The sequence below is a fragment of the Acidimicrobiales bacterium genome, from assembly GCA_040219515.1.
GTDB lineage: Bacteria > Actinomycetota > Acidimicrobiia > Acidimicrobiales > Aldehydirespiratoraceae > JAJRXC01.
Genome location: JAVJSI010000009.1, coordinates 39,415 through 64,451 on the forward strand (window position 1 = coordinate 39,415; position 25,037 = coordinate 64,451).

Here is a 25,037-nt window from a genome sequence, read left to right on the forward strand (position 1 = left end):
CCTGGTTACTTGCTCGGTGCGCCCGGATCGGCGGTCGCGGCGACGCTTTCGATGGTAGGTGGCCGCGGTCAGCCGTGGAGGGAGCGTCCGGTCAGCGACAACACCGTCTCGCCGAACAGCTCCGACATGGTCGGGTGCGGCTGGATGAACGCGGCGACGTCGTCGACCGTGGCCTCCCAGTTGACCGCCAGGTATCCCTGACCGAGCTGCTCGGTGACCCACGGCCCGACCATGTGGACGCCGAGGATCCGTCCGCCCGTGCCGTCGGCCCGCTTCTCGGCGATGACCTTCACGATGCCGTCGGTGTCGCCGACGATCTTGGCCCGCCCGTTGCCGATGAACCGATGCGACGAGGTGACCACGTCGAAGCCGGCCGCCTTGGCCGCCTCCTCGGTGTAGCCGGCGAAGGCGACCTCGGGGTGGCAGTAGATGCACCACGGTGTGCCGTGATGGTCGAGCGGCACCGGGGACTCGCCGAGGATGTCGCGGATCGCGAGCATGCCTTCAGCGAACGCCACGTGGGCCAGCTGCGGTGTGTTGATCAGATCGCCCACCGCCCACACGCCTGGCTCGCCGGTGCGGCAGCGTTCGTCGACCGTGACGTACCCGCGCTCGTCGGTGGCCACGCCGGTGCCCTCGAGCCCGAGCAGGTCGGGGAAGGGCCGACGACCCACGGACATCACGATGGTCTCGACATCGAGGGTCTCGCCCTCGCCGAAGGCCACGGTGGTGTGGTTGCCCGATGCGTCGGGAGTGTGGCCCTGCACCATCACACCGGTCCGCACCGTGATACCGCGCTTCTTGAACGACCGCTCGACGACCTTCGTGGCGTCGGCGTCGCATCCGGCCAGGATCTGCGGCATCGCCTCGAGGATCGTGACCTCGACACCGAGATCGCCCATCATCGATGCGAACTCGCAGCCGATCGCCCCGCCGCCGATGACGGCGGCGGTGGCGGGGAGCGACTCGATCGAGAGCATCTCGTCGGAGGTGACGACGAACTTGCCGTCGACGTCGAACCCGGGGAGGGACCGCGGCAGTGAACCGGTCGCCAGGACGACGGCGGGCGCCGTGAGGGTGACGTCACCGCTCGCACCGCCGCTGACGGTCACCCGATGGTCGGCGCCGAGCGAGCCGGCCCCGTCGTAGACCGTGACCTTGCGGCCCTTGAGGAGACCGGTGAGCCCGCCGACCAGCTGATCGATGATGTCCTGTTTGCGGGTCATCGTGACCGACCAGTCGAGGGTCGGCGCCGAGGCGTTCACCCCGAACGCCGCCGCATCCTGCACCGTGCGGAACACGTGCGCCGTCTCGAGCAGTTCCTTGGCCGGGATGCAGCCCACGTTGAGGCAGGTGCCGCCGATCTTGCCGCGCTCGATCATGCCGACGTCGAGTCCGATTCCGGCGCCGTAGAGTGCGGCGGCGTAGCCACCGGGGCCACCGCCGATCACGATCACATCATGTTGTCCGTCGATCGGAACGACCTCCTGTGAGAACGAGGTCAACCATAGCGATCCCGGCCGACCCTCAGGCGATGATCATCACGAGTTGGACGGCCCCGGCGACGAGGATCACGAGACCGGTGATCAGCGCGGTGATGATCAGTTTTCGGGTGCTCATCGCCGTCCAGTATGGCGGCGAACGCGGTCGAGACGGCGGCGAACCTGGTCGAGCGGTGCCACTTCGTCGGTACCGCATCGCTCGCTTCGGGTACTTCGTCGAGCCGATACCACGTATAGTGGCGGCAAGTCGCACGCAACGTGATGTCCGGACGGCGGCAACGCTCTGGTACAACTGGACGACGACCCGAGGCGAGGGAGAGGGACCGGGCGAGGAGATGGAGCAACAGTCGCTGCCGGACGCCGCGGACCGGATGACCGACGCAAGCGCCCGACCGCTGACCCGTCCCGCGAGAGCCGGTGTCACCGCGCTCTGCCGCGCCCTCGAGGTCTTCGATCCGCCGGCGGCGCGCCGCGCCGCGCTCCGGGCCCACCTCGTCGACCGCCTCGCCGTCGCCGCCGGCGTCCCCACGTCGGACCGTGTGGATGCCGTCACCGGCGCCCTCCTCGCCGAGATCTCGATCGTGCTGACCCATGTCCGACCCGTCGGCACCGTGGACATCGTTCCCGATCCCGCGTCGGCCGTGCTCGCGGCCAGCGTGCTCAGCCGGCTCACCGGGCTGGGCGGGACAGCGCGCACCGTCCGCCACCAGTACGAACGATGGGACGGCAGCGGCGGACCCCACGGCATGCGCGGTCCCGACATCCCGCTCGCCGCCCGGCTGCTGGCCCTCGCCGCCACCCTGGTCGGACACCCGTCACCGGGCGCGGCGCCGAACTGGACCGCCCGTCAACGTCGCGTCGACGAGCTGCTCGGTTCCGCCCTCGACCCCGACCTGGGCGCCGCTGCGATGCTCGAGCTCAGCTCCGGCGACCCCGTCCATTCCGACATCGAACTCGACGAGGTGCTCGACGCGCTCGAGCGGTTCGTTCCGCCCGAACGCGACTCGCCCGTCGAGGCCCTCGTCTCGATCGGGGCGGCGGTGCGCGCCGCCGACTCGATGCCCGACGTGCTCCTCGTCATCGCCGAACAGGCCCGCCGCGCCCTGCAGGCCTCCACGGTCACGATCGGACGACTCGATCACGAGGCCGCCGAATACGAGACCCTGCTCAACGTCGGCGACGTCGGCCCCGGCAAGGAGCGTTTCCCGGCCGAGGAGCGCCACGGCGCCGGTGACCATCCCGGACTCGAATCGATCTTCGACGGTCAGGGTTACGTGCGGGCCACCGACGACGGGCGGGCCGACGACCCCGCCATCGTCTCGCTGTACCAGCGAGGGCTTCGCTCCGAGGCCGTGTGGCCGATCAGCATCGGCGAGAGCGTGTGGGGCCTGGTGATCGCCACCACCCGCGCCGAGTCCAACGTGCTGGATCACGACGACCTCGCAACCCTTCGCCTCGTCGCCACCCACATCGCGGCCGCCGTCACCCAGGCCCAGCGCATCGCCGAGTTCGAGGAACTCGCGCTGCGGGACCCGCTGACCGGCCTCGGCAACCGGCGCGTGCTCGAGGATCGTCTCCGTGACGTCTTCTCCCGGCCGGCCGTCGATCGTCAGGACGTCGCCGTCATCATGTGCGACGTCGATGGCCTGAAGGTGGTCAACGACAACGAAGGCCACGCAGCCGGCGACTCACTCCTCGTCGATGCAGCCCGGGCCCTGGCGGATGCCGCGGACACGGTCGACAACTCCGTGGTCTGCCGGATCGGCGGCGACGAGTTCTGCATCATCCTCGACGGCGGCGGCATGCTCTCGGCCCACCCCGTCGCCGACCTCGCGCTCGCCCAGTTCGCCCGTAGCGGCCACAACCGGTCACTCTCGTGCGGCGTGGCCCTGGCGACGGCCGACATGCTCACGTCCGGTGATCTGCTCCGCGCCGCCGACGAGATGCAGTACGAGGAGAAGCGTCGCCGCAAAGGCCTCCCGCCGCTCGACGAGCTTCCGGAAGAGGGCGACCGGCGACGCACCCGGCGGGTCCCCGACTGACACTCAGATGGTGACGGCGGACCCGACCATGGTCGCCGCCAGCGTGTCGCCGACCGCGGCCACCGCCTCGGCGGTGTCGCTGTAGCCGAGGCGGACCACCGGCACGTGGGCGACGATCTCGACGAGTCGTTGGAACACCCCCTGACCTCCCACTCGGAAGTCGAAGGCATCACCCAACAGCAGGTGCAGCGCCTCGACCGGCGCGACGGGGGTGACCCGGGTGGCCGCACCCGCCCGCCACTGCGGGCAGACGACGGCGGAGATCGGCACCGGCCCGCAGAGTTCGCCGACTCGGGCCGGATCCACATGCCACTCGCGACCAGCGAGGGCCCGGGCGACTCCGTCCTGCGGGTCCGGCGCGAGATCCGGGAACAGCGGGAACGATCCGGGATCCAGCGCGATCGACTTGGGGAACGGCCGGATGCGGAGCTGGTCCGTGATCGCGGCCGCTTCATCGGTGAGGTAACCGAAGCCGGCCCCGAGCAGCGCCGTGGTCAATGTGGACTTCCCGTGGTTGGAACCGCCGGGGAGCAGCACTCCCCGACCGTCGTGTGCGACCGCGCCGGCATGCAACACGAGATGATCGGGAACCGACGCCACAGCGAGGGCGTTGACCTCGGCCAGTGCCCGCAACACGACCGAGAGCCGCGACCCGAGCGTGGCCGGTGACCCCGTCCCGACGGTCAGCGTCCAGGTGTCGCCCGGTCCCGGCTCGATGACGAGCACGACATCCGGCGAGCGATCGCAGCGCAACGGGGCGAGCGCATCCTCGATCGCCGACGCGATCTCGGCGTCCGGGCACACGATCCCCAATCGGGCGTCCAGCGCGGCGAAGCACGCGAGTCCCGACACGTCGCCCGAGTGATCACGGTCCCGCCGACGCGGCGGCGTCGCGGGGAGATTTCCCCGCTCGTCGGCCTGGAGAAGCCCGTCGGCGCGGAGTTGTTCGACGGTGCGTTCCACGTCGAGGCGGATGTCGGCCGGGGACACGCCGAACTCGTCACCGAGACCGACCGCGAGATCACCGATCGTCTCGGCCTCGCCGAGACGCCGCCAGATCGCGGCCGCCGAACCATTGAGGATGTGCAGCCGGCGAGAATCCAGGTGGAACAGCGCCAACTCGGCGCCGAGCGGCGCCTCGACCACGAGGCGATTCGGCCGGGGGGCGACCGTCGCGGTGTGTCTCACGATCGAGCCTCCGATTCGTGCGCCGCCACCCGCCGTTGCCGAATGCGATCCTTCGCCGTCGGCAGGGCGACGATCACCAGGATGAGCGGCAGCGTCATCACCCGTTGCCGGGCGATGATGCCGAAGTTTCCCATCGCGGAGAACAGGTAGACGAAGACGATCGTGAACGAGAGGGCGTAGGCCACGTAGGCCTCGTCGCGAATCGACCGGACCGCGGCCATGACCCTCGGGATCGCGGTGATGAGCAGCCCTGCGAGCAGCATCCCCTCGAGCGAGGTCAACAACATCGGCGCGCTCGACGCCTCGTGGGGAAACGGCCGGAAGATCACCGTCACGAAACCCCACGGGTACTCGCTGAGACCGTCGATGCGCGCGGCCTCGAAGTGCGAGCCGCCCTGCGACGACCGGGCGTTGACGAGGTCGAGCGCGGCGGACAGCCCGGTCGGGTTGAGCCCGTCGGTGTCGGAGAGGGCCTCGACCGAATCGGCGGCCACGGACCCGCCGATGACCAAGGCCGCGACGATGCCCACCCGGGCGACCACCCCGGCGGCGCCGCGTCCCGGCGCGCGGGTGATGACCGCGACCACCATCGCCGTCACCGCGATGAGGGCGACGTGCGGTCGTACCAGACCGACCACGAGCAGCCCGGGCGCAGCGAGCGCCAGCCCCCGCAGGCCTCCCTCGAGCAGGCGGGCGCCGCCGAGCGCCACCATGCCGAGGCCGAGCAACACCACGGACTCCTTGCCGATGCTCGACGGCCAGTAGACGAGTGACGGCCAGAGCATGAGCAGGAGGGCGTAGCGGACCGGGTCGACGGCGGGGAGCGCCGCACGACAGGCCAGGAGGAACAGCACCAGCCCGATGAACCCGAACAGCGAGAACACCACGAACGTGGCGAACTCGTCCTCGAGCGTCAGCACCTCGACCAGGCCGGTGAGATAGCGCACCGATCCCGTTCCCGGAATCGATCGGCCGGTGTCCACCGTGAAATCCAGCCGGCGGAAACTGTTGGCGAGCTCCGCACCGGCACGGAAGTAGTCGACACTGTCCTCGCGGCCCTCGAATCTCGGCAGGGTGGCCAGCAGCTTGAGACCCAAGGAGACGCGCAGCAGGCCGGCGATCTCCACCTCCGGGAATTTGGAACCGAGGCGGCTGAAGACCGGCCAGGAGACGAGGACCGCCAACGCGGCGACCGCCGTGCCGAGGATCGAGGATCGCCCCACGGCCGGTGCCAGCGCATAGGCGAGCAGGGCGATGCCACAGAGGGCCCAACCGGCCGGCGCCGTCCAGGCCAGACGACGCGTGGGGCGAACGATCCGACGCTCGCTCGGCCTCGGGATGGCATGTGTCTGAGGGGCGACTGTCTGAGGGGCGACTGTCGGCGGAGGGGTTCCGGCCATGTCACTCACCGGCTCGGTGCGACCTCAGGGTCGACCAGTTCCTCGATCGTCGAACGGCGCCGCCGACCGCTCGGCTCGAGATAGGGATCGTCGTCGTCGTAGTAGTAGTCCGAGGCGTTGGGCACGTCGCGGGCACCGACCAGAGCGACGCCCAGCGGCGCCCGTCCGCGCCGTTCGAGCAGCTCGGAGGCCCGAGCCGCCGAGTCCGCATTCGTCTCGGCCGCATTCACGACGAGCACGACGTGGTCCGAGACCCCGAGCAGGTCCGCGGCGTCGTTCGTGGTCAGGATCGGCGCCGTGTCCAGGAGGATCACGTCGAATCGGTCCCGCGCGCCGAGTATGAGCCGGCGCTGGGCGTTGATGACGTCGCTCGGCGTCGCGTCACCGTCGTTCGCGGTGACCTGGGTGACGAGTTGCACACCCGGCACGTCGGTCACGTTGAAGCGTTTCGGGGTCGCCGTGCCACCCAGGTAGCGGTGCAGGCGGGGTCGACGGAAGTCACAATTGATGGTGAGGACTCGACGGTCGCCCTCGGCGAGGACGGTGGCGAGGTTGGCGACGGTCGTCGTCTTGCCTTCCGACGGCCCGGCCGAGGTGACGAGGATGACATGGGCGCCCTGTTGGTCGCCGCTCCTCTCCACGTCGACCCGACGGGCGTACTCGATCGCCGAGCGCAGCGCGCGGAACGACTCGGCGGTCCTCGATCGTGGTTCCTCGAGCGTGAGGATCCTGGTCGACTTGCGATCCTTGCGACTCAGCGGGGGGATCTCGGCGAGGACCGGAAGGTCGAGCGTCGCTTCGACGTCGAACTTGCTGCGCAGCTTCGAGTCGAGGCGCTCGGCGAACATCACATAGCCGAAGCCCAGCGCGGCACCGAACAGCGCGCCGGCCAGACCGCGAGCGCCGGGACCGTCGGGGATGGCGGGGGCCGCCGATGACGAACTCGACATGCTCGGGGCTGCGCCGACGACGTCGCCGATGCCGATGTCGACGTTGGCCCCGGCCGCGCCCTGACGAACCCGGGCGTCATAGCTGCGCTCGGAGATCTCTACGGCGGACGCCGGTTCGAGCGTCTCGAGCGGGACGACCGGGACACCGGCGGCTTCGAAGTCGCTCAGGCGTGACTGGGCGGGCCCCAACTGGCGCTCGCACAGTTCGACGGCCACTTCCTCGTCGCGGGTGTTCTCGGGTTCGGACTCCTGCTTCAGGAGCAGCGCGAGCGAGGCCTCGTCCCGGCAGGCCTGTGCCTGTGCAACCTGGCCTCGGGCGATCGCCATCCGGTCATCGTGGTAGCTCTGCGACTCCGCCCCGAGGAAGCTCAGGAGCTGGAGCGCGTACTCGTCGGCCGTTGCCTCGGCCTCGGCCGCAGTCTCGCCGACACCACAGACCGACATGCTCTGGATGTCGTTGCGGACGTCGACCCGGACCTGGGTCTGCAACTGGTCGACATCTCGACCGAGCGACGTCGCGACCGCGGCGGGGATCTCGCCCTGCGTCAATCGCTGCGCCAGCTGCGCCAGGTTGCTCACGTCCAGGGTCTCGTAGATGTCCGGCGGTCGGTCGACCAGAAGCGTGTGGCACGCGTCGTAGTAGACCTTCGCCACCGACTCCGGAGCCGCGTCCTGCGCGACCGCGGCGCTGGCGGCACCGAGCGACGCGCCGATGACGGCGAGCAGCACGATCGGTCGCCAGCGGCGCCGAATGGTTCGAATCAGATGTTGGGGTTCCATGATCGTGGTTCTCGCCCACCCCTCGGGCTGGTCCGACATCTCCCTCCGAAGACGCCAGATCAGCGTGTGCCTGTGCGACGCTCTGCCTGTCGGCACCACATACGTCGACATGAGCCGAAGGACCCAATGGGCCGAATACATCTGTCACCACCCGACATGAGTGCGATCGAACGCGAGCTGCTCCTGGGGGCATTCGACGCGAACTGGGTTGCGCCGGTCGGTCCCGACCTCACGGCGTTCGAGTCGGAGTTCGCCGACGCGCTCGGAGTGGCGCCCGGGGTCGCCCTCTCCAGCGGCACCGCCGGCCTGCACCTCGCGCTCCTCGTCTGCGGCGTTCGGCCCGGCGACGTCGTCATCGTGCCGTCCTTCACGTTCGCGGCGAGCGCGAATGCCGTCGCCTATGTCGGCGCCGAACCCTGGTTCGTCGACAGCGAACCATCGACATGGAATGCCGACCCGTCGCTGATCGCCGAAGCCCTCGATGTCGCTGCGGCCGAGGGCCGTCGGGTCGGCGCCGTCGTCACCGTCGATCTCTACGGCCAGTGCGCGGACCATGCGCCGATCGCCGCCGCGTGCGCCCGGCACGGCGTGCCACTCGTCGAGGATGCGGCCGAGGCCGTCGGGGCCACCTGGGAGGGAGCGAGCGCGGGTTCGTTCGGCGACGTCGGGGTGTTCTCCTTCAACGGCAACAAGCTGATGACCACCGGCGGCGGCGGCATGGCGATCGCCCGCGACCCCGCCGTCGTCGAGCGCATTCGCCACCTCTCCACCCAGGCCCGCGAACCGGTGCCCCACTACGAGCACCGTGAGATCGGCTACAACTACCGCCTCAGCAACGTGCTGGCGGCGATCGGACGCGGACAGGTCCGGCGCCTCCCAGGAATACTCGCCCGCACGGCCGAGATCCGCGCCGTCTACGAGGACGCCCTCGGACCGCTCGACGGCGTCGGCTTCAACCCGATCGACGCGCGGGGCACGGTCAACCACTGGCTCACGATCGTCGTGCTGGCCGACAATGCCCGGAGCTCGCCGGCGGCGTTGATCGACGCCCTCGACGAGGTCGATGCCGAGGCGCGTCCCGCCTGGAAACCGATGCATCGCCAGCCGGTGTTCGCCGAGCACCGCATGTTCGGCGGGGCCGTGGCCGACGACGCGTTCGCCCGGGGCGTCTGCCTTCCGAGCGGGTCCTCCATGACCGACGACGACCTCCAGCGGGTCGTCGATGCGGCCGTGGGCGCGCTGGCGTGAGCCGGCCCGACCCGACGCGCCTGCGGGTACGCCATCTTCTCAAGGGACTGGGGCCCGGCGGGGCCGAGCGACTCGTGGTCGCCCAGGTGACCGCCGGTGGCCCGGTCCACCACGACGTCACGTTCCTGGTGCCCGAGAAGCAGCACCTCGTCCCCCTGCTCGATGCCGCCGGCGTCGCCCACCGCTGCCTCGACGCGCCGACGGCGGCCCGGCCGGGCTGGATCGCAAGCCTGCGCTCCCAACTCACCGGTGACCCGGTCGACGTACTCCATGTCCATTCCCCCGCGCTCGCCGCCGTGGCCCGGGTGCTCGTGCGCACGATCCCCTCTTCACGACGCCCGAAGGTGGTGAGCACCGAGCACAACCGCTGGCCCCGCCATCACCGTCTGACCCGATTCGCCAATCGCGCCACGATCCGGTTCCAGGACGCCACCATCGCGGTCAGCGACGACGTGAAGGCGACGATCCAGGGCATCGACCCATCACGTGTCGAGGTGATCGTGCACGGCATCGACCTCGACGCGACCAGAGAGTCGGCCGATCGCGAATCGGTCCGCCGGGAACTCGGTTTCGACGCGACTGATGTCGTGGTCGTCTGCGTGGCAAATCTCCGCAAGGAGAAGTCGCTCGACGTGCTCGTCGACGCGGCCGCCATCGCCCTCGAGCGCGAGCCGCGTCTGCGCTACGTCCTCGTCGGACAGGGACCACTGGCCCGCGACGTCGACGACTGGATCCTGCACGCGGGCATCGGCGACCGGTTCACCGCCCTCGGCTACCGCGACGACGCCACCCGGGTGCTCAGCGGCGGCGACCTCTTCACCCTGTCCTCGGCCCACGAAGGGCTGCCGGTCGCCGTGATGGAAGCGCTCGCCCTCGGCCTCCCCGTGGTCGCCACGGCCGCCGGTGGTGTCCCCGCTGCCGTGGGCGGCGCCGGCATCGTGGCGGCGGTCGGCGATGCTGCGGCCCTCGCCGCCGGTCATCTCGCCCTCGCCACCGATGCGGCCCGCCGGGCCGAACTCGCCCGTCGAGCGACCGTCGAGTCGGAACGCTTCGCGCTGCGTCGATCGATCGCCGAGATCGAGGCGGTCTACGCCGGGGCCATGGCCGGCGAGACCGTCCGGGCCAGCAGCCACTCGTAGGTCCGCAGCGTCGTTGCGATCACGTCGCGATCGTCGAAATGCTCGATCGCTCGTGCCCGCGCCGCGTGTCCGGTGGCCCGCCGATGGTCGGGGTCGAGCACCAGCGGCCGAAGGGCGGCGACGAGCGCGGCCGGGTCGCCCACCGGGAAGAGTCGCCCGGTCACGCCGTCGGCGACCACCTGTCGGCAGCCACGGATGTCGGTGGCCACGACCGGCAACTCCATCGCCGCGGCCTCCATCGCCGATCGGGGGAAGCCCTCCCGGTGGGAGGCCAGCACGTAGATGTCGAAGGCCGAGTAGAGATCGACCATGTCCTCTCGGCGACCGAGGAATGTCACCCCGTCCGCCTCGGCCGCAGCCCGGTCGGCCGCGGTGATCGATCCCGCTTTGTCGGGTTCGTCGGGTCCGACCACGACGAACCGACAGTTCTCGCCGGCCATCGCCCGGGCCGCGGCGAAGAGGGCGGCGTAGCCCTTCTCCCAGACCAACCGTCCCACCGCACCGACCACGACGGTCTCGTCGTCGATGCCGAGCGCCGCCCGGATACGGGCGCGGGCAGCGGGGTCGGCGGCCGCCGGGGAGAAACGTCGGAGGTCGACACCGTTTCCCAGGACGGTCAACTTCGAGTGGGGCACACCGAGCCGGCGCATCACGGGAAGATCCTCGGGATTCTGGAGGAGCTCCGCATCGGCGCAGGCCGACGCGATCCGCTCGAGGCCGTACACCACCGCGCGCTTTCGCCAGCGATCCTCCGGCAGCGCGTACAGGCCGTGGGTCGTGTTGACGATCACCGGCACGCCAGCTGCACGCGCCGCGACACGGCCGAGCAGCCCCGGCTTCGGATTGTGCGTGTGCACGATGTCGGGGGCGAGGCGCCGGAACTCACGACCGAGTTCGACGAGCGCCCGGAGATCGCGGGCGGGCGACATCGCCCGGGTGAGCGACGGCACTGCGATGTGACGGATGCCGCCGGCCTCCAAGGCCGGGACGTGGGGGCCCGGCGCCGACATCGCGAACACCTCGTACCCGGCCGCGGCGAACGCTTCGAGCTGGGGCCGCAGGAGCCAGTCCAGACTCATGTCCGTGGTGGTCAGGTGAACGAGTCGTGGTGGGTTCATGCCGATGCTCCGGCGTAGCGGCGGCGGTTGACGAACCGCCGCATGTCGTCCTCGAACGCCATTCCGCCGGCGAGCTTGCGATCGAACCAGCGTGGCCCGTCGGTGGTCTGGACCGGGGTCCGGGCGAGACGGTGCACATCGGTACCGACCGGGTTCGCGCGGGTCCCGGCGAGCGCGGCGGAAAGGAATCGGGATCGCACCTCGTGCTCCGCTGCCGCTGACGGGCGGAGGGCCTTGGGGTAGGCGAAGTGGCGCGGGGTCACGCCGAGCCGTTCCTCGATCAGCTGGATCGAGCGATCCAGATCCTCGGCCACCCGATCAGCATCGAGACGATCGAGCAGCACGTGGCAGTGGGTGTGCGAGCCGATCGTCATCAGGCCGCTGTCGAGACACTCGCGCAGGCCCGACCAGGTCGCCGGGCGCCCGTCATCGGGAAAACCGAGGCGATCCTCCACATGGGCCGTGGCGACGTAGAGCGTCGCCGGGATTCCGTGCCGAGCCAGCACCGGCAGCGCCTCGTCGACGACGTCGTCGGTGCCGTCGTCGAAGGTGACGACGACCCGGCCGCGAAGGTCGTCACCGGCGGCCAACCGTTCGACTGCGTCGTCGAGCGCGATGACACTGCCCTGCTGGGCCAGCATTTCCATCTGCGCATCGAACGTGGGCGTGGGGAGATCGACGCGAACCGGTGTCCGCGCACCGACGCGGTGATAGATCAACACGACCAGACCCGCGGTCGGGCGACGGACGACGTCGACCGCACCGGCGGCGAGCTTCACGACAGACGGGAGCAGTCCCACCGACCCCCATCGGCACGATGCGGCTCCCGTGGAGGTTTGCGGCCCTCACCCCCGAGAACAGGCCGGATAGCCTCGCGCCGTGAACCGTCCGCCCCCGACCGTGCGTCGGGCCACCATCGACGACATCCCGGCCGCGATCGAGGTGGCCACGGCCGCGCTCGGCTGGACTCCGGGCGAACCCCACGAGGCGTTCTTTCGCTGGAAGCACCTGGAGAATCCGGCCGGTGCGTCGCCGATGTGGCTCGCGATCGACGACGGCGCCGCCGTCGGGTTTCGCACGATGTTGCGGTGGACCTTCCACGACGAGGCGGGCGAACTCCGGCCTGCGGCGCGCGCGGTCGACACCGCGACCCACCCCGACCACGAACGACGGGGCATCTTCCGGGCGCTGACGACCGAAGCCGTCGACGACCTCACGTCCGAAGGCGTCGCCTTCGTCTTCAACACCCCCAACGACAACAGTCGGCCCGGCTACCTCCGCATGGGCTGGCGCGACGTGGGTCGGATCCCCACCCGCGTCGCGGTGGCCGGACCCCGATCGCTCCCCCGCCTCGCCCGGGCCCGCACGGCGGCCCGGAAATGGTCTGAGCCGTGCCCGGCCGGGACGCCCGTCGAGCAGGCGATCGACGACCTGGTCGCCCTCGAACGGGCGACACCTCGTCCCCCCGCGCTGACCACCGTTCGCTCGCGGGACCATCTGCTCTGGCGATACGGCTTCGAGCCGCTGCACTATCGAGTGCTCCGCACCGACGCTGCCGCCGCTGTGGTTCGACTGCGCCGCCGTGGACCGGCCCTCGAAGCGGTGCTCGCCGAGATCTTCAGCCCGGATGCCGCATCGACCCGGCACCTGTTGCGCGCGGTCCGCCGCCAATTGCCGGCCGACCACCTTCTCACCCTCGCCGCGACCCCACACCCCGCACCGTGGCTGCCGACGCTGCCCAGACTGGGGCCGCGACTCACCGTGCGCGATCTCGCCGCCGCGGGACCCGACCGGGACCGTTTCCGGTTCTCGTTGGGCGACATCGAACTCTTCTGAGCGGACGAGTCATCGGCGTTCGTCGACCAGCTCGTCGACGAGCGCGGCGAAGGCCGCGGCCACCACCTCGGGCCGAACCTCGACGCGACCGGCGTGCATACGCGCCCGATCCGACAGGTTCATCCATCGCGGCTCGTCGTCCCAGATCGAACCGACGGCGCGGACCCACTGTTCCGGCCCGGCATCCTCGGGGACGAGAACCCCGCCCTCGCCGACCGCTTCGACGAGACCGGGGAGCGCGCTGGCGACGACGGGCAGGCCGTTGGCCTGGGCCTCCAGCACGGTCCGCGGTCGATTGTCGACCAGATGCGGCGCCAACAGGATCCGGGCGTCGCGAAAGAGCGCTTCGGGGCGCGGGTCGAACGCGCGAAACACCACGTTCGGGTGTTGCCGGACGAGGCGTTCGACCTCTTGTCGATCCGCACCGTCGAGTGACCAGGATTCCTGGAGGACGATCGGGATGTCCGGGCGGGCCGCCGCGAGCGGGCCGATCACGCGGACACCGTGGCTGGCCAGCGGGTTGACGAGCAGCAGCACTTCGCGCGACGGGAGTTGTGCCATCGGCTGAACCTGCACGACCGAAGGCACCATCTCGGCATGGAGCCCGAGGCGGGCGGCGTCGTCGACCAGCGTGCCGGAGTTCGCCAGGAGCAGATCGGGGAAGAGGCCGGCGGTCAGGTGGCCGATCGCGTTGGCCTCCCGGAGGTGGAGGGCGGTCGGAATGCCCCGTTGCCGACAGACGGCCCGAATCCGACGCCACGTCGTGCGGGAGATGCTCGAGACGACCACGACGTCCGGCCGCCAGCGCCGCACCGAAGCCTCGAAGGCGTTCTCCGGCGCGATGGTGGTCTCGTGGCGGAGCCCATCGATCTCGCGCCACGTCGTTCGCGCCCCGAGTCGACGCCGAACCCCGTCGACGGGCCGGCCGATGGCGCGGCCGTCGAACCGGGCGGTGGCATCGGTGAACTCCGACAACAGCCGTCGACGGGGTGCCGCCGTGTCGCCGGCATCGACGAGGAACCGCACCTGACGGCCCTCGGCCTGCATCGCGACGGCCAGCTCACGCTGGCTGCGTCCCGAGCCGCCGCTGATCACCGACGACACGAAGAGCATCCGCCGTGCGACGGCGGCCGAGCCGTCGTCGTCGCCCGGCCGCGGCGAATGCGAGAGGGGCGAGGTCATCGCCTCTCCATCGGCGCCTCACGGTCGTGGATGAGCCGAAGTGCTGCGCGTCCCTCGAACACCGGTCCCTCGAACACCGGTCCCTCAAACAGGGCGCCCGGCGACCGATGAGAGGAGGACGGACCTCTCGGAAGGGGAACCCATGCACGTGCTGGTCACCGGCGGCGCCGGATTCATCGGCGCCAACCTCTGTCGCTCTCTGGAACTCGCCGGCCACTCGGTCACGGCGTTCGACGACCTGTCGACCGGCTATTCCGGCAACCTCGACGGCACCGACACCGAGCTCGTGGTGGGGACGATCCTCGACGATCGAGCCCTCGATGCCGTGGTGGGGCCGGCCGATGCCGTCGTCCACCTCGCGGCACGGCCCTCCGTGCCCCGGTCCATCGTCGACCCGGTCGCCAGCCACCTCTCCAATGCCACCGGCACGGTGAACGTGCTCGAAGCCGCCCGCCGTGACGGTCTGCGCCACGTGATGTGCGCCGGATCGTCGTCGGTCTACGGCGCCAATTCCGAGCTGCCGAAGCACGAGGGCCTGGCGTGTCGCCCGGTCAGTCCGTATGCCGCCAGCAAGCTGGCCACCGAGTCCTACACCATCGCCTACGGGCACAGCTACGACCTGCCGACCCTCGCATTCCGATTCTTCAACGTCTTCGGGCCGCTGCAGGCCGCAGGCCACGCGTACGCCGCAGTCATCCCGGCCTTCGTCGATGCCGCCCTGCGGGGCGAGCCCCTGCCGGTCAACGGCGACGGCACCCAGAGCCGCGACTTCACGTTCATCGACACCCTCAGCGCCGTCATCGTCGATGCGGTGAACCGACGGGTCACGAGCGACCTCCCGGTGAACCTCGCGTTCGGCACGCGTACCGATCTCCTGACCGTGATCGGGATGATCGGCGACCTCATCGACGGGGAGATCCGGGTCGAGCACGGCCCGGTACGCGCCGGCGATGTCCCCCACTCGCAGGCCGACGACCGGCGCGTCCGCGAACTGTTCCCCGACATCACCCCGGTGCCGCTCGAGATCGGCTTGAAGTCGACGGTCGACTGGATGCGAGATGTCATCTGAGTCCGGCCCGTACGCCGGGAAGCGGCTGGCCGATCTCGCGATCCTGGTGGTGGTCGCGGTTCCGGTGTTGCTTCTCGGTGCGCTCTGTGCCGTTGCCGTCCGGCTGACCTCCCGTGGCCCCGTCTTCTTCCTCCAGGAACGGGTGGGGATGAACGGGAATCCCTTCGTGGTCTGGAAGTTCCGCACCATGCTCGACGGGGACAATCCGATCATTCCGTCCGACGATCGCATCACCGCCGTCGGGCGGGTGCTCCGCCGGATCTCCCTCGACGAACTTCCCCAGTTGATCAACGTGGCCCGCGGCGAGATGAGCATCGTCGGCCCCCGGCCGACCCTGGCCTATCAGGTCGAGCGGTGGACCGATCGACAGCGGGGCCGCCTCGCCGTGCGGCCGGGCCTGACCGGCCTGGCCCAGGTCAACGGCCGCAACGATCTGTCGTGGGCCGAACGCATCGAGTACGACCTCACGTATGTCGACACCCAATCGATCCGCACCGACGCTGCGATCCTCCTCCGGACGATCTCGGTCATGGTCGGCGGCGAGGGAACGGGAGCAACGGCGGTCGACGATCCGATCGCTGCCCCGGTCGAAGCAGGTGCGGCATGAGTGATCGGCTCGTGATCGTGGGCGCCGGGGGGCACGGCCGCGAGGCCGTTGCCATCGCGCGCCACGTCAATCGTGTGCGAGACCGCTGGCATGTCATCGGCGTCGTCGACGACGGCGAGATCGACCTGGGCCTGATCGACGGCGAACTGGTGCTCGGCACGACACACGTGCTGATCGACTCGGGCGACGAGCACGTGATCGCCGTCGGCGATCCCGCGGTTCGCCGGACCATCGCAACCCGCATCGGCGATGCCGCGCCGGCGATCCCGCTCGTCGACCCGTCGGCGTGGATCGGCGACGACGTCGACCTCGACGACGGCGTCATGGTCCATCCGGGTGCGATCTGTACGACCAACGTCCGCGTCGGGTTCCATTCCCACCTGAACTGCGGCGTCGTCGTGAGCCACGACTGCTGGATCGGTGACTTCGTGAGCCTGTCCCCCGGCGTGAAACTCAACGGCGCCGTGCGGGTCGGTGACGGGGCGTTCCTTGGTACCGGGGCGATCGTGTTGCCCGGTCGAACGATCGGTCAGAACGCAGTGGTGGGTGCAGGAGCGGTCGTCGTCGACGACGTCGCGGCGGGGTCGACGGTCATGGGCGTCCCCGCTCGCTGAGCACGCGCGCGCCGCGAACTCCGTCCTCGAGAACGACGCGCAGTCCGGGCGAGAGCCCGCACCGCCAGTGCCAACATCACCGTCACCGCGCCCACCGCGATGGCCGGGGTGAAACGGGAGGGCCGCCCGATCGATCCCCACGACGCACCCGCCAGCGGGAGCAGGAGGAGCGACGAGTGCAGGACGGAGCGGCGGTCGGGTAGCCAGCCCGGGATCGCGCCGATGACACCGGCGCCCAGCAGCACGGCGCCGCCGAGCAGTGGCACCTCGGTGTCCGGCACGATGGCCCAGACACCGGCACAGCCGGCCAGCGCGACCAGCGTGGCGGTCGATCGTGGCATCCGCGCCAGCGCCGCCGCCACCAGGATCGCGACCGACGTCGCCAGCACGTGGGCGCGGTCGGCGTGATCGGTGAACGCGAGGTGGGGGGCGCGGTCCGCGGTGGCCGAGATCAGCACCGCGGCGGCACCCACGACGAACAGGAGCCACCGTCGCAGACCGGGGCCGGCGACCACTGCAGCCGAGACGCCCACCACGATGCCGGCGACGGCCAACGACGGATGGAGCGGGCCCTCCGGCACGACGAGCAGCGCGTTCGACATCGCGCTCAGGTTCGACATCGCGCTCAGGTCGTCAGCGACTGCTCGGGCTGCACGGCCCCTCGCGCCGAACCGACCTGGCAGAGACCGACCATCTGCGCCCGGAGACGGTCGATGTCGCGCTCGTCGAGGCAGTCGATCTCCGACGGCGCCTGGGCGGGAACCCGGCAGTGCGAGATCAACGGATGTGCGTGCCGATCATCACGTTCGGCCTGGCCGAGCAGGACCTCGTGGAGCTTCTCTCCCGGACGCAGGCCGGTGAACACGATGTCGATGGGGCGGTCCGCCTGGGCCACCAGACGACGGGCGACGTCGACGATCTTGACCGGTTCACCCATGTCGAGGACGAGTGCCTCGCCGTCCAGGCCGACCGCACCCGCCTGCACGACGAGCTGCACGGCCTCGGTGACCGTCATGAAGTAGCGGGTCACGTCCGGGTGGGTGACCGTGATCGGCCCGCCCTCGGCAACCTGACGTTCGAAGGCACCGAGCACGGAACCACGGGACCCGAGCACGTTGCCGAACCGCACCGAGAGATAGACCCCGTCCTCGCGGGCGGCGTACCACGACGTCAACTGCTCGGCGATCCGCTTGGTGTAACCGAGCACGCTGGTCGGATCGGCGGCCTTGTCGGTCGAGATGTTGACGAAGCGGTCCACGCCCGACACCGACGCGGCCTCGAGCACGTTGAGCGTGCCCCGCACGTTCGTCTTGACCGCTTCGGCGGGGTGGAGTTCGAGGAGCGGGAGATGCTTCAGCGCTGCGGTGTGGAACACCACATCGGGCCGGTGATGCAGGAACACGTCCTTCATCCGCTCGGCGTCGCGGATGTCGGCCACGACCAGCCGTTCGTTGTCGAGCAGGGCTCGGCCCTCGATGGCCATCTGCACGGCGTGCAGCGCCGACTCGTCGCGATCGAGCATGATCAGCGCCCCGGGTCCGAAGCGGTGGAGTTGACGACAGAGCTCGGAGCCGATGGACCCACCGGCACCGGTGACCAGCACGCGACGCCCGGTGATGTAGCCGGCGATCGCGTCGATGTCGGTGTCGATCTGGTGGCGGCCGAGGAGATCCGCCTCGGTGACCGGACGCATGTCGTCGGCGCCGACGCGTCCGTCGATCAACTCGGTCACGCGGGGCACGATGCGCAGCCCGAGATCGGCCGCCAGCGCGCGGGTCGAGAGATCACGAAGGCTGTCCGACGTGATCGAGGGCGCCGCGACCACCAGCATCTCGGCCCCGGTCGATGCCGCGATCGAGCCGAGTCGGTCGCGATCGCCGAGCACGGGGACGCCGCGTACCCGCAGGTTGCGCTTGGCCGGGTCGTCGTCGATGAAGCCGACCGGCGCGTAGCGGCCCTCCGGGTCCGAAAGCATCGAGTTGATGACCTGCACGCCGCCGTCGCCGGCGCCGAAGACGAGCACCGGCGTGGCACCGGTCGCCGATCCGCGGCTGCGGCGCAGCAGGACGAGACGTTCGAGAAAGCGGGCCGCGCCGGCCGCGCAGAACGCGGCGGGTGCGGCGGCGAGAACGACGCTGGTGGGCACCACCCGGGCCGACAGCACGACGTTGTTCACCACGAGGAGCACCGCGCAACCGACCATCACTGCACGGGCGAGAGCGAGGCCCTCATCGAGGCTGCCGCGTCGCCAGCGGCCGCGGTACAGACCGGCCAGGGCACCGGCACCGAGCATCGCCGTCACCGCGATCGCGATCGCGGTGAGTGGTTCCCACCGCTGCCAGGAGGCGCCGGTGAGATCGAACCGCAGTGCCATGGCGGCGAGAACTCCGATGACCCACGCCAGCGAATCCACGAACGCAAGAGCCACGCCGGATACGTGCGGTCGATGCCCCGCCTTCCCGGGCTTCGCGTTGATCGCCATCGATGTGGTCCCTCCTGTCGGACACGTGCCGTCCACCCCGTGTATCGGCAGAATTTGTACGGTTGTGAGTACGCGGCGGACCCCCCGAGGAGGAGCCATCGACGCGAGCTCCCCTCGCTCCTCCAGAGTCCGTCGGACGGGTCGCGACGAGCGACTGGCCGTGGTCGTTCTGGCCGCCGTCGGTGCCGTGGCCGCGGTGTTGGGCGGGGCCGCGCCCACGGGAATCACCCTCGTCGATGCGGCCTATGTGGGCGCCGCAGGCGCCGCGCTCGCGTTCGCCGGCGGACGGGCGCGTCGGGTCTCGTGGCTGATCAGCGGGGTCCTGGCGCTCTGGTTCACCCCGACGAGCCTCGGACGCGTCGTGGCGATCGCCGCCGTCGTGGTCGCCGTCTGGGCAGCTCGCCAGGGGCGCCGCCGCAGCCTGGGCGCGATCGTCGGTGCGCTGCTCGCATTCGTCCTGGGCGACCTCGGCAGCGGCCCGTTCCTGGGGTCGACCTTTCTCCTCGCCGCGCTGGCGGCCGCGCCGATCCTCGCCTCCGGGCTGCGCGGCATGCCGACCCATTGGCGGCGGCCGGTCACCGTCGGCCTGTCGACCTGGGCCGCGGCTGCCGTGTTGGCGACCGGTCTGTTCGGCGTCTCCTCACTCCTGGCGACCACCGACGTCACCGACGGCATCGACGCGGCGAATCAGGGGTTCGATCTCGCCGCCGACACCGAGCAGGAAGGGTCGGCGACCGCCTTCGAGCACGCTCGCGACCGCTTCGAATCGGCCCGTTCGAAGGTCAGCGGGTTCTGGACCCTCCCTGCGCGACTCGTGCCGGTGGTCGGACAGCACGCCCGGGCCGTACAGGTGGTCACCGCCGAAGGGGTCGCCCTCACCTCCACCGCCGCCGACGCGGCGAGGTCGGTCGACCCGAGCGATGTCCGCCTGATCGGCGGACGTCTCGACCTGCGGGTCGTCGAGCGCCTCCAACCGGTGCTCGCGCGCACCGAGCGAGCGGTCGACCGCGCCATCGATCGCGTCGACGACGCCCGTAGCCCCTGGCTGGCCACGCCGCTCGACGAGCGCATGGACGACCTCCTCACCGAACTCGCCGACACCCGACCGTCGGCCCACACGGCATCGGTCGCGGTGAGAACGATCCCCGAGTTGATGGGGGCCGACGAACCGGTGCACTGGCTGGTCGGCGTCACGACTCCCGCCGAAGCGCGCGGCCTCGGTGGTCTCCTCGGGAACTGGGTACTGATCGAAGCCGACGACGGCGCCCTGTCGATGGTCGCCTCCGGCCGCAACGAGGACATCAACACGCTCCTCAGGGAGCGCAACGTCGAGTTGACGGGGCCGGCCCAATACGTCGAGCGCTGGAGCCGCTACTCCCCGAACGAGTTCTTCCAGGACGTCACCTTGTCCCCGGACCTCCCGATGGTCGCCGCCGTCGCCGCCGACCTCTTCGAGCAGGCGACCGACGAGCGGATCGACGGTGTCATCGTGGTCGACCCGTTCGCCATCGGCGCCCTCCTGCGGCTGGTCGGTCCCGTCGAGGTGGACGATCTCACCCTCACCGGCGACCGCGTCGTCCCCTTCCTCCTCGAGGACCAGTACCTGCGCTACGCCGACGACGAGGTGGGGCGGGTGAGCGCCCTCGCGCAGCTGATCAACGGCGCCTTCTCCTCGTTCACCAGCGGCGCGCTCCCCGGTCCCACGACCATCGCCGATGGGTTCGGGCCGGTCATCGACCAGGACCGCATCGGATTCTGGTGGCGGGGCGGCGACGCCGACGAACTCTTCGAGCTCACCGGACTCGACGGCGAGTTCCCGATCCCGACGTCGGACATGGTGGCGCTCGTGCACCAGAACGCGGGCCAGAACAAGCTCGACACCCATCTCCGTCGTGCGCTCGACTACCGCCTCGACATCGTCGGCACCGAGGCGACAGGCACCATCACCGTCACCCTCCACAACGATCTCGACGACCTCACGCTCCCCGCGGCCATCATCGCCAGCAACGACCAGGGGTATCCCCTCGGCACCAACGTCGCTCGGCTGGCGGTGCACACCGCCCTCGACTTCCGCGCCGCCCGACTCGACGGCGAGGAGACAACCGTCGAACGCGACATCGCGTTCGGTCACGACGCGCTCACCGTGCTCATCGAGGTCCCGGCCGGGGGAACACGGACCCTGACGATCGAGGTGGGCGGCACCCTCGACCCCTCGTCCTACTCGTTGAGCCTTCCGCAACAGCCGCTCGTGAACGACGACGCCGTCACCATCGCCGTCACCGTCGACGGCACTCCCCTCGATCTCCCACCATCGCTGGACCTCGACGTCGACACCGTGTTGCGACCGGGGGGCGAAGCCGATCCGATCGATCGGTGATGGGCCGACCGGCGCTATTCGGCAGCGAACACTCAACTCGCGCCCGGGAGCGGCCGATTGCGGGGATGATTCCATGACGCACCACCTCCGCGCCCAGGCAACGCCTCGATGGCTGCCCGCCGTCGTCCTCTTCGTTGCTGCTCTCATGTGGAGCGTCGCGCCCGCTGCCGCCCAGTACGGCGGCGGCGTCAGCGTGGTCGTCGATCCCATTCGCGTCGAGATCGGCGAGGACTTCGCCTACTTCGGCTCCAGCTGTCCGGCCGGAAGCACGGTGACCATCACGATCGATGGTCTCCCCGGCATCGCCGACACCACGATCGCCAATGACGACAGCTCGTTCGGCGGGACCACGGTGCCGCTCCCCGAGGCCGTCGTGCCCGGCCAGGACTATGTGGTCCGGGCCACCTGCAACGGTGATTCGGCCACCTCGACCCTGCGCGCGGTCTGCCGCGGCGGCGACGACCCGGTCGACGGGGAGTGTCCGGGCGGCACCATCGGCGAGGTCACGACCACGACCAGCACCACTCCCGGCGGGAGCGGCACGGGTGGCGGCGACAACGGCGGTGGCGACGGCACCGGCGGAAACGGCGACAATGGCGGTGGCGACGGCACCGGCGGAGACGGCGAAGACGGCGGGAACGGCGACGGCATCATCACCGGCGGCGAACCCACCGGCGGTGGCAGCGGGACCGGATCCGACTTGACGCCGGCCCTCGCCGTGACCGGCGCGAGTTTCGTCGAACAGGCGGCGCAGCTGGCGGTCACGCTCGTCGCGATGGGCGCGATCCTGGTGCTCCTCACCGTGCGTCGCCGCGAGCACGCAGTCCCTTCCGAGTCGGCCTGATTCGACCCGAGTCGGCTCCGGGCTCAGCCCGACCGACGACGCCGACGGATCAGCCAGCCGAGCACCTCGCTGAGGACGGCGCCGAGCACCGCAGCGATCACGATCACCAACCACAGCGGCCAGGTGCCGTCGAGGAAGAGCCACGACACCTCGGTGTCGGTTCGGTTCTGCCCGATGAAGGCGATCAGCGCAATGGCGATCGCGGCCGCACCGATGACCGTGACGAGCCCCGTCGACTCGCTGTTCTCTTCGACCACGGGATCGTCGGACATCTGGCCTTCCTTCTTCCAGTCTCGACTGCGTTATCGACTGCCGAACCCCGAGCGTAGACGAACCGTGAGATGCTGGCGGCATGCGTGTTCTCGTGAGCGGTTCCACTGGTCTGATCGGCGAGGCCCTCGTCACCCGGCTGGCGGCCGACGGTCACGAACCGGTTCGCCTCGTGCGTTCCGCGCCTCCCGACGACCGCCCGAGTGTGCGCTGGGACCCTGCCGCCGGAACGATCGACGACGATGCGCTGACCGACATCGACGCCGTCGTCCACCTGGCCGGCGAGGGCATCGCCGAACGACGCTGGACCGACGATCAGAAGGCCCGGATCCTGAACAGTCGCGTCGACGGCACGACCCTGTTGGCCGAGACGATCGCTGCGGCCGACAACCCGCCCGCTGTCTTCCTCTCCGGTTCGGCCATCGGGTTCTACGGCGATCGTGGCGACGAACTCCTGACCGAAGCGAGCGCCGGTGGCGACGGGTTCCTCGCCCATGTGACCGTGGAGTGGGAGAAGGCAACGGCCGCTGCCGCATCCTCGTCCCGGGTGGTGCACATCCGCACCGGGATCGTGTTGTCCGGTGACGGCGGCGCGCTCGCACCACTCCTGCCGTTCTTCAAGCTCGGCGTCGGCGGCCGCATCGGTGACGGTGAACAGTGGTGGAGTTGGATCGCCATCGACGACATGGTGGGCGCGCTCACGTGGCTACTGACCAGCGACGTGTCCGGGCCGGTCAACCTCACCGGCCCCGCGCCGGTCACCAACGGCGAATTCACCGACACGCTCGGACGCGTGCTGCATCGACCGACATTGTTACCGACGCCCAAACCGGCGCTGTGGCTGAAGCTCGGACGCGAACTCACCGAGGAGTTGCTCTACGCCAGCCAACGCGTGGCGCCCACCGTGCTGCTCGAACGGGGCTACCAGTTCGAGCACCCCGACCTCGAGAGCGCGCTGCGTGCCGCGCTCACCGACTGACGGTCACGACCGGATAGAACGCGACCCGACCGGCCACCGCTTCTGCGCCGGACTTCGGCTCCGGGTAGTACCAGGCGGCGTTCGTGGCCCGCTCATCGTCGACCACGAGGTCCCAATAGGCGGCATCACCCTTCCACGGGCAGTGCGTGGTGTGGTCGGACTCGATCACGAACTGTCGGTCGAGTGCGTCGATCGGGAAGTAGGCGTTGCCCTCCACGATCTCGATGTCGTCGCTCTGGGCGATCACGGTGCCATTGAAGGTTGCGGTTGCCATGGAGTCCTCTGTCGTCGGGTGTGGCTGTCGTCGGGTGTGGCGGTTGCAACACCCGACGACGGGGGCGCATTCCCTCAGGGCCCGATCACCCACACGTCATCGGGCATCTCCTGCTCGAAGCGCGTGACCATCTCGCCGACCCGTCGCTCGGTGCCGTCCCACACGATCAGCGCCTCGTCGGCGACCGTGCGGAACCAGCCGTTGCGACGGTCCATGGCCTGTCCGGCCCGAGACGTCGTGTCAGGTGCCTTGCGCTCGAGCAGCACCACCGCCGCCGCGGCCTCGATCAGCTCGGCGAATCGGCGCCTCGATTCCGCTGGCCACTTCGCGTCGGCGTCGGGGTAGGGCAACACGGCTACGTAGGGCACGCCGGCGGCCGTCGCCGCTTCGGCGCCGAGTGTCTCGGCCCCGAGTCGCAGACCGGTGAGCACGACCAGGTCGGGATCGAGACGCTGTTTCGCCTCGATGATCTCGGCGAGCCGCCGGCGCACGTCGGCCGCCGTCTCGTTCTCGTCGTACCCGCCGAGACCCGGGGGCTGAAGACCGAGGACCACCATCGACCGGCCCGCGGGGCGCCATGTCGAACCGAAACGGCCCTCCGCATCCGGGGTCGACGGCGCCGCCGCGGTCCCACCGATCACGGTCCCACCGATGTCGTCGGCCGGACCGAACTCGTCGGGTCGGCCCGTGCCGGAGCGGGATCGTTGGGTCTCGGCCGCTTCGACCGCCAGCCGGTCGGCCACGTCGTTCCACTCGTTGCCGGCGTGTCCTTTGACCCACCGAAACGTCAGCTCGTCGTCGCGTGAGCGGTAGAGGTCGACGAGCGGTTCCCAGAGGTCCCGGTTGGCCACCGGCTCCTTCTTCGAGTTCTTCCAGCCTCGCTTCATCCAACCCTCCCACCACCCGTCGCGGAAGCAGTTGACGACATAGGTCGAGTCGGACACCACCTCGACCCGCCCGGAAAGGTTTCGGAGGGCGTCGAGCACCGCCATCAACTCCATGCGCTGGTTGGTGGAGTCCGCCTCTGCGCCATTCGCCCACGGGCCGTCGGGTACCACCCAGCCCCATCCGCCCGGTCCGGGATTCCCCTTGCACGCACCGTCCGTGTACACCTCGATCACCGCCCGAGCCTGCCA

22 protein-coding genes are annotated in these 25,037 nt (G+C 70.2%); 10 read left to right on the plus strand and 12 right to left on the minus strand.

The genetic code is table 11. From position 1 onward, the window contains the following. Positions 1–68 precede the first annotated feature (68 nt). Entirely contained in the window at positions 69–1,505 is a 1,437-nt protein-coding gene (lpdA, locus tag RIB98_06845) for a dihydrolipoyl dehydrogenase (protein MEQ8840681.1), read from the minus strand. Positions 1,506–1,873: 368 nt separating this feature from the next. Between lpdA and RIB98_06850 the strand changes: the two genes are divergently transcribed. After that, positions 1,874–3,544, plus strand: coding sequence for a diguanylate cyclase (locus tag RIB98_06850; GenBank protein ID MEQ8840682.1), 1,671 nt, complete (start codon positions 1,874–1,876; stop codon positions 3,542–3,544). Positions 3,545–3,547: 3 nt separating this feature from the next. Here the strand turns inward: RIB98_06850 and RIB98_06855 are convergent, their stop codons facing one another. Genes RIB98_06855 through RIB98_06865 form a run of 3 tightly spaced genes read right to left on the minus strand, consistent with a single transcriptional unit; the run spans position 3,548 to position 7,862 of the window. Beyond that, the gene (locus tag RIB98_06855; protein MEQ8840683.1) at positions 3,548–4,732 is read right to left on the minus strand and encodes a PqqD family peptide modification chaperone; all 1,185 of its coding nucleotides are present in this window, start codon (positions 4,730–4,732) and stop codon (positions 3,548–3,550) included. Next, a complete protein-coding gene (locus RIB98_06860; protein MEQ8840684.1) occupies positions 4,729–6,132 on the minus strand; it encodes a hypothetical protein in 1,404 nt (467 codons plus the stop codon). Before RIB98_06860 ends, RIB98_06855 begins: the two co-directional genes overlap by 4 nt. A gap of 5 nt (positions 6,133–6,137) precedes the next feature. Further along, on the minus strand, positions 6,138–7,862 hold the full coding sequence (locus tag RIB98_06865) for a division plane positioning ATPase MipZ (protein MEQ8840685.1): 1,725 nt from the start codon (positions 7,860–7,862) through the stop codon (positions 6,138–6,140). Positions 7,863–8,018: 156 nt separating this feature from the next. Here RIB98_06865 and RIB98_06870 point away from each other — a divergent pair, with 156 nt between their 5' ends. Together RIB98_06870 and RIB98_06875 are read left to right on the plus strand one after the other, a co-directional pair. Continuing rightward, complete coding sequence (locus RIB98_06870) at positions 8,019–9,110, plus strand: aminotransferase class I/II-fold pyridoxal phosphate-dependent enzyme (protein ID MEQ8840686.1); 1,092 nt, start codon at positions 8,019–8,021, stop codon at positions 9,108–9,110. Next, positions 9,107–10,249: a glycosyltransferase gene (locus tag RIB98_06875; GenBank protein MEQ8840687.1), complete on the plus strand. Its 1,143-nt coding sequence runs from the start codon at positions 9,107–9,109 to the stop codon at positions 10,247–10,249. Before RIB98_06870 ends, RIB98_06875 begins: the two co-directional genes overlap by 4 nt. Here the strand turns inward: RIB98_06875 and RIB98_06880 are convergent. Both RIB98_06880 and RIB98_06885 read right to left on the minus strand, forming a co-directional pair. Beyond that, positions 10,198–11,367: a glycosyltransferase family 4 protein gene (locus RIB98_06880; protein MEQ8840688.1), complete on the minus strand. Its 1,170-nt coding sequence runs from the start codon at positions 11,365–11,367 to the stop codon at positions 10,198–10,200. The genes RIB98_06875 and RIB98_06880 overlap by 52 nt on opposite strands. Then, positions 11,364–12,167, minus strand: coding sequence for a polysaccharide deacetylase family protein (locus tag RIB98_06885; protein MEQ8840689.1), 804 nt, complete (start codon positions 12,165–12,167; stop codon positions 11,364–11,366). Before RIB98_06885 ends, RIB98_06880 begins: the two co-directional genes overlap by 4 nt. 79 nt (positions 12,168–12,246) lie before the next feature. On the opposite strand from RIB98_06885, the gene RIB98_06890 reads away from it, so the two are divergent. Next, positions 12,247–13,203, plus strand: a complete 957-nt coding sequence (locus RIB98_06890) for a GNAT family N-acetyltransferase (GenBank protein ID MEQ8840690.1) — start codon at positions 12,247–12,249, stop codon at positions 13,201–13,203. Positions 13,204–13,212: 9 nt separating this feature from the next. On the opposite strand, the gene RIB98_06895 is transcribed toward RIB98_06890, so the two are convergent. Further along, positions 13,213–14,385, minus strand: a complete 1,173-nt coding sequence (locus RIB98_06895; GenBank protein ID MEQ8840691.1) for a glycosyltransferase — start codon at positions 14,383–14,385, stop codon at positions 13,213–13,215. Positions 14,386–14,527: 142 nt separating this feature from the next. On the opposite strand from RIB98_06895, the gene RIB98_06900 reads away from it, so the two are divergent. The 3 genes from RIB98_06900 to RIB98_06910 are packed head-to-tail and all read left to right on the plus strand — an operon-like array spanning position 14,528 to position 16,675. Continuing rightward, the gene (locus RIB98_06900; GenBank protein MEQ8840692.1) at positions 14,528–15,454 is read left to right on the plus strand and encodes an NAD-dependent epimerase/dehydratase family protein; all 927 of its coding nucleotides are present in this window, start codon (positions 14,528–14,530) and stop codon (positions 15,452–15,454) included. Further along, positions 15,444–16,061 carry a sugar transferase gene (locus RIB98_06905; protein MEQ8840693.1) on the plus strand — a complete coding sequence of 206 codons (618 nt, stop codon included), beginning with the start codon at positions 15,444–15,446 and terminating at the stop codon, positions 16,059–16,061. The genes RIB98_06900 and RIB98_06905 overlap by 11 nt, the downstream gene beginning before the upstream one ends. Continuing rightward, on the plus strand, positions 16,058–16,675 hold the full coding sequence (locus RIB98_06910) for a NeuD/PglB/VioB family sugar acetyltransferase (protein ID MEQ8840694.1): 618 nt from the start codon (positions 16,058–16,060) through the stop codon (positions 16,673–16,675). Before RIB98_06905 ends, RIB98_06910 begins: the two co-directional genes overlap by 4 nt. On the opposite strand, the gene RIB98_06915 is transcribed toward RIB98_06910, so the two are convergent. Both RIB98_06915 and RIB98_06920 read right to left on the minus strand, forming a co-directional pair. After that, the gene (locus RIB98_06915) at positions 16,591–17,295 is read right to left on the minus strand and encodes a hypothetical protein (protein MEQ8840695.1); all 705 of its coding nucleotides are present in this window, start codon (positions 17,293–17,295) and stop codon (positions 16,591–16,593) included. The genes RIB98_06910 and RIB98_06915 overlap by 85 nt on opposite strands. Positions 17,296–17,300: 5 nt before the next feature. Continuing rightward, a complete protein-coding gene (locus tag RIB98_06920; GenBank protein MEQ8840696.1) occupies positions 17,301–19,157 on the minus strand; it encodes a nucleoside-diphosphate sugar epimerase/dehydratase in 1,857 nt (618 codons plus the stop codon). 160 nt (positions 19,158–19,317) lie between these two features. On the opposite strand from RIB98_06920, the gene RIB98_06925 reads away from it, so the two are divergent. Further along, entirely contained in the window at positions 19,318–21,534 is a 2,217-nt protein-coding gene (locus tag RIB98_06925; protein MEQ8840697.1) for a DUF4012 domain-containing protein, read from the plus strand. A 73-nt stretch (positions 21,535–21,607) separates the two neighbouring features. After that, positions 21,608–22,378 (plus strand): hypothetical protein, encoded by a 771-nt coding sequence (locus RIB98_06930; GenBank protein ID MEQ8840698.1) that lies wholly within the window; start codon positions 21,608–21,610, stop codon positions 22,376–22,378. Positions 22,379–22,401: 23 nt separating this feature from the next. On the opposite strand, the gene RIB98_06935 is transcribed toward RIB98_06930, so the two are convergent. Continuing rightward, positions 22,402–22,650: a LapA family protein gene (locus tag RIB98_06935; GenBank protein ID MEQ8840699.1), complete on the minus strand. Its 249-nt coding sequence runs from the start codon at positions 22,648–22,650 to the stop codon at positions 22,402–22,404. A gap of 80 nt (positions 22,651–22,730) precedes the next feature. Here RIB98_06935 and RIB98_06940 point away from each other — a divergent pair, with 80 nt between their 5' ends. Beyond that, positions 22,731–23,627: a TIGR01777 family oxidoreductase gene (locus tag RIB98_06940; GenBank protein ID MEQ8840700.1), complete on the plus strand. Its 897-nt coding sequence runs from the start codon at positions 22,731–22,733 to the stop codon at positions 23,625–23,627. On the opposite strand, the gene RIB98_06945 is transcribed toward RIB98_06940, so the two are convergent. Together RIB98_06945 and RIB98_06950 are read right to left on the minus strand one after the other, a co-directional pair. Continuing rightward, the gene (locus tag RIB98_06945) at positions 23,617–23,901 is read right to left on the minus strand and encodes a DUF427 domain-containing protein (protein MEQ8840701.1); all 285 of its coding nucleotides are present in this window, start codon (positions 23,899–23,901) and stop codon (positions 23,617–23,619) included. The genes RIB98_06940 and RIB98_06945 overlap by 11 nt on opposite strands. Before the next feature lie 74 nt (positions 23,902–23,975). Beyond that, complete coding sequence (locus RIB98_06950; GenBank protein MEQ8840702.1) at positions 23,976–25,022, minus strand: ribonuclease H; 1,047 nt, start codon at positions 25,020–25,022, stop codon at positions 23,976–23,978. Positions 25,023–25,037: the final 15 nt, after the last annotated feature.

What these genes read in the sequence shown, in the direction of transcription:
- RIB98_06945 (MEQ8840701.1), bottom strand. Translation starts at nt 23,901, where the DNA reads ATGGCAACCGCAACCTTCAATGGCACCGTGATCGCCCAGAGCGACGAC.
- RIB98_06920 (MEQ8840696.1), bottom strand. Translation starts at nt 19,157, where the DNA reads ATGGCGATCAACGCGAAGCCCGGGAAGGCGGGGCATCGACCGCACGTA.
- RIB98_06935 (MEQ8840699.1), bottom strand. Translation starts at nt 22,650, where the DNA reads ATGTCCGACGATCCCGTGGTCGAAGAGAACAGCGAGTCGACGGGGCTC.
- RIB98_06870 (MEQ8840686.1), top strand. Translation starts at nt 8,019, where the DNA reads ATGAGTGCGATCGAACGCGAGCTGCTCCTGGGGGCATTCGACGCGAAC.
- RIB98_06865 (MEQ8840685.1), bottom strand. Translation starts at nt 7,862, where the DNA reads ATGGAACCCCAACATCTGATTCGAACCATTCGGCGCCGCTGGCGACCG.
- RIB98_06880 (MEQ8840688.1), bottom strand. Translation starts at nt 11,367, where the DNA reads ATGAACCCACCACGACTCGTTCACCTGACCACCACGGACATGAGTCTG.
- RIB98_06905 (MEQ8840693.1), top strand. Translation starts at nt 15,444, where the DNA reads ATGTCATCTGAGTCCGGCCCGTACGCCGGGAAGCGGCTGGCCGATCTC.
- RIB98_06850 (MEQ8840682.1), top strand. Translation starts at nt 1,874, where the DNA reads ATGACCGACGCAAGCGCCCGACCGCTGACCCGTCCCGCGAGAGCCGGT.
- RIB98_06930 (MEQ8840698.1), top strand. Translation starts at nt 21,608, where the DNA reads ATGACGCACCACCTCCGCGCCCAGGCAACGCCTCGATGGCTGCCCGCC.
- RIB98_06900 (MEQ8840692.1), top strand. Translation starts at nt 14,528, where the DNA reads ATGCACGTGCTGGTCACCGGCGGCGCCGGATTCATCGGCGCCAACCTC.
- RIB98_06915 (MEQ8840695.1), bottom strand. Translation starts at nt 17,295, where the DNA reads ATGTCGAACCTGAGCGCGATGTCGAACGCGCTGCTCGTCGTGCCGGAG.
- RIB98_06860 (MEQ8840684.1), bottom strand. Translation starts at nt 6,132, where the DNA reads ATGGCCGGAACCCCTCCGCCGACAGTCGCCCCTCAGACAGTCGCCCCT.
- RIB98_06895 (MEQ8840691.1), bottom strand. Translation starts at nt 14,385, where the DNA reads ATGACCTCGCCCCTCTCGCATTCGCCGCGGCCGGGCGACGACGACGGC.
- RIB98_06910 (MEQ8840694.1), top strand. Translation starts at nt 16,058, where the DNA reads ATGAGTGATCGGCTCGTGATCGTGGGCGCCGGGGGGCACGGCCGCGAG.
- RIB98_06940 (MEQ8840700.1), top strand. Translation starts at nt 22,731, where the DNA reads ATGCGTGTTCTCGTGAGCGGTTCCACTGGTCTGATCGGCGAGGCCCTC.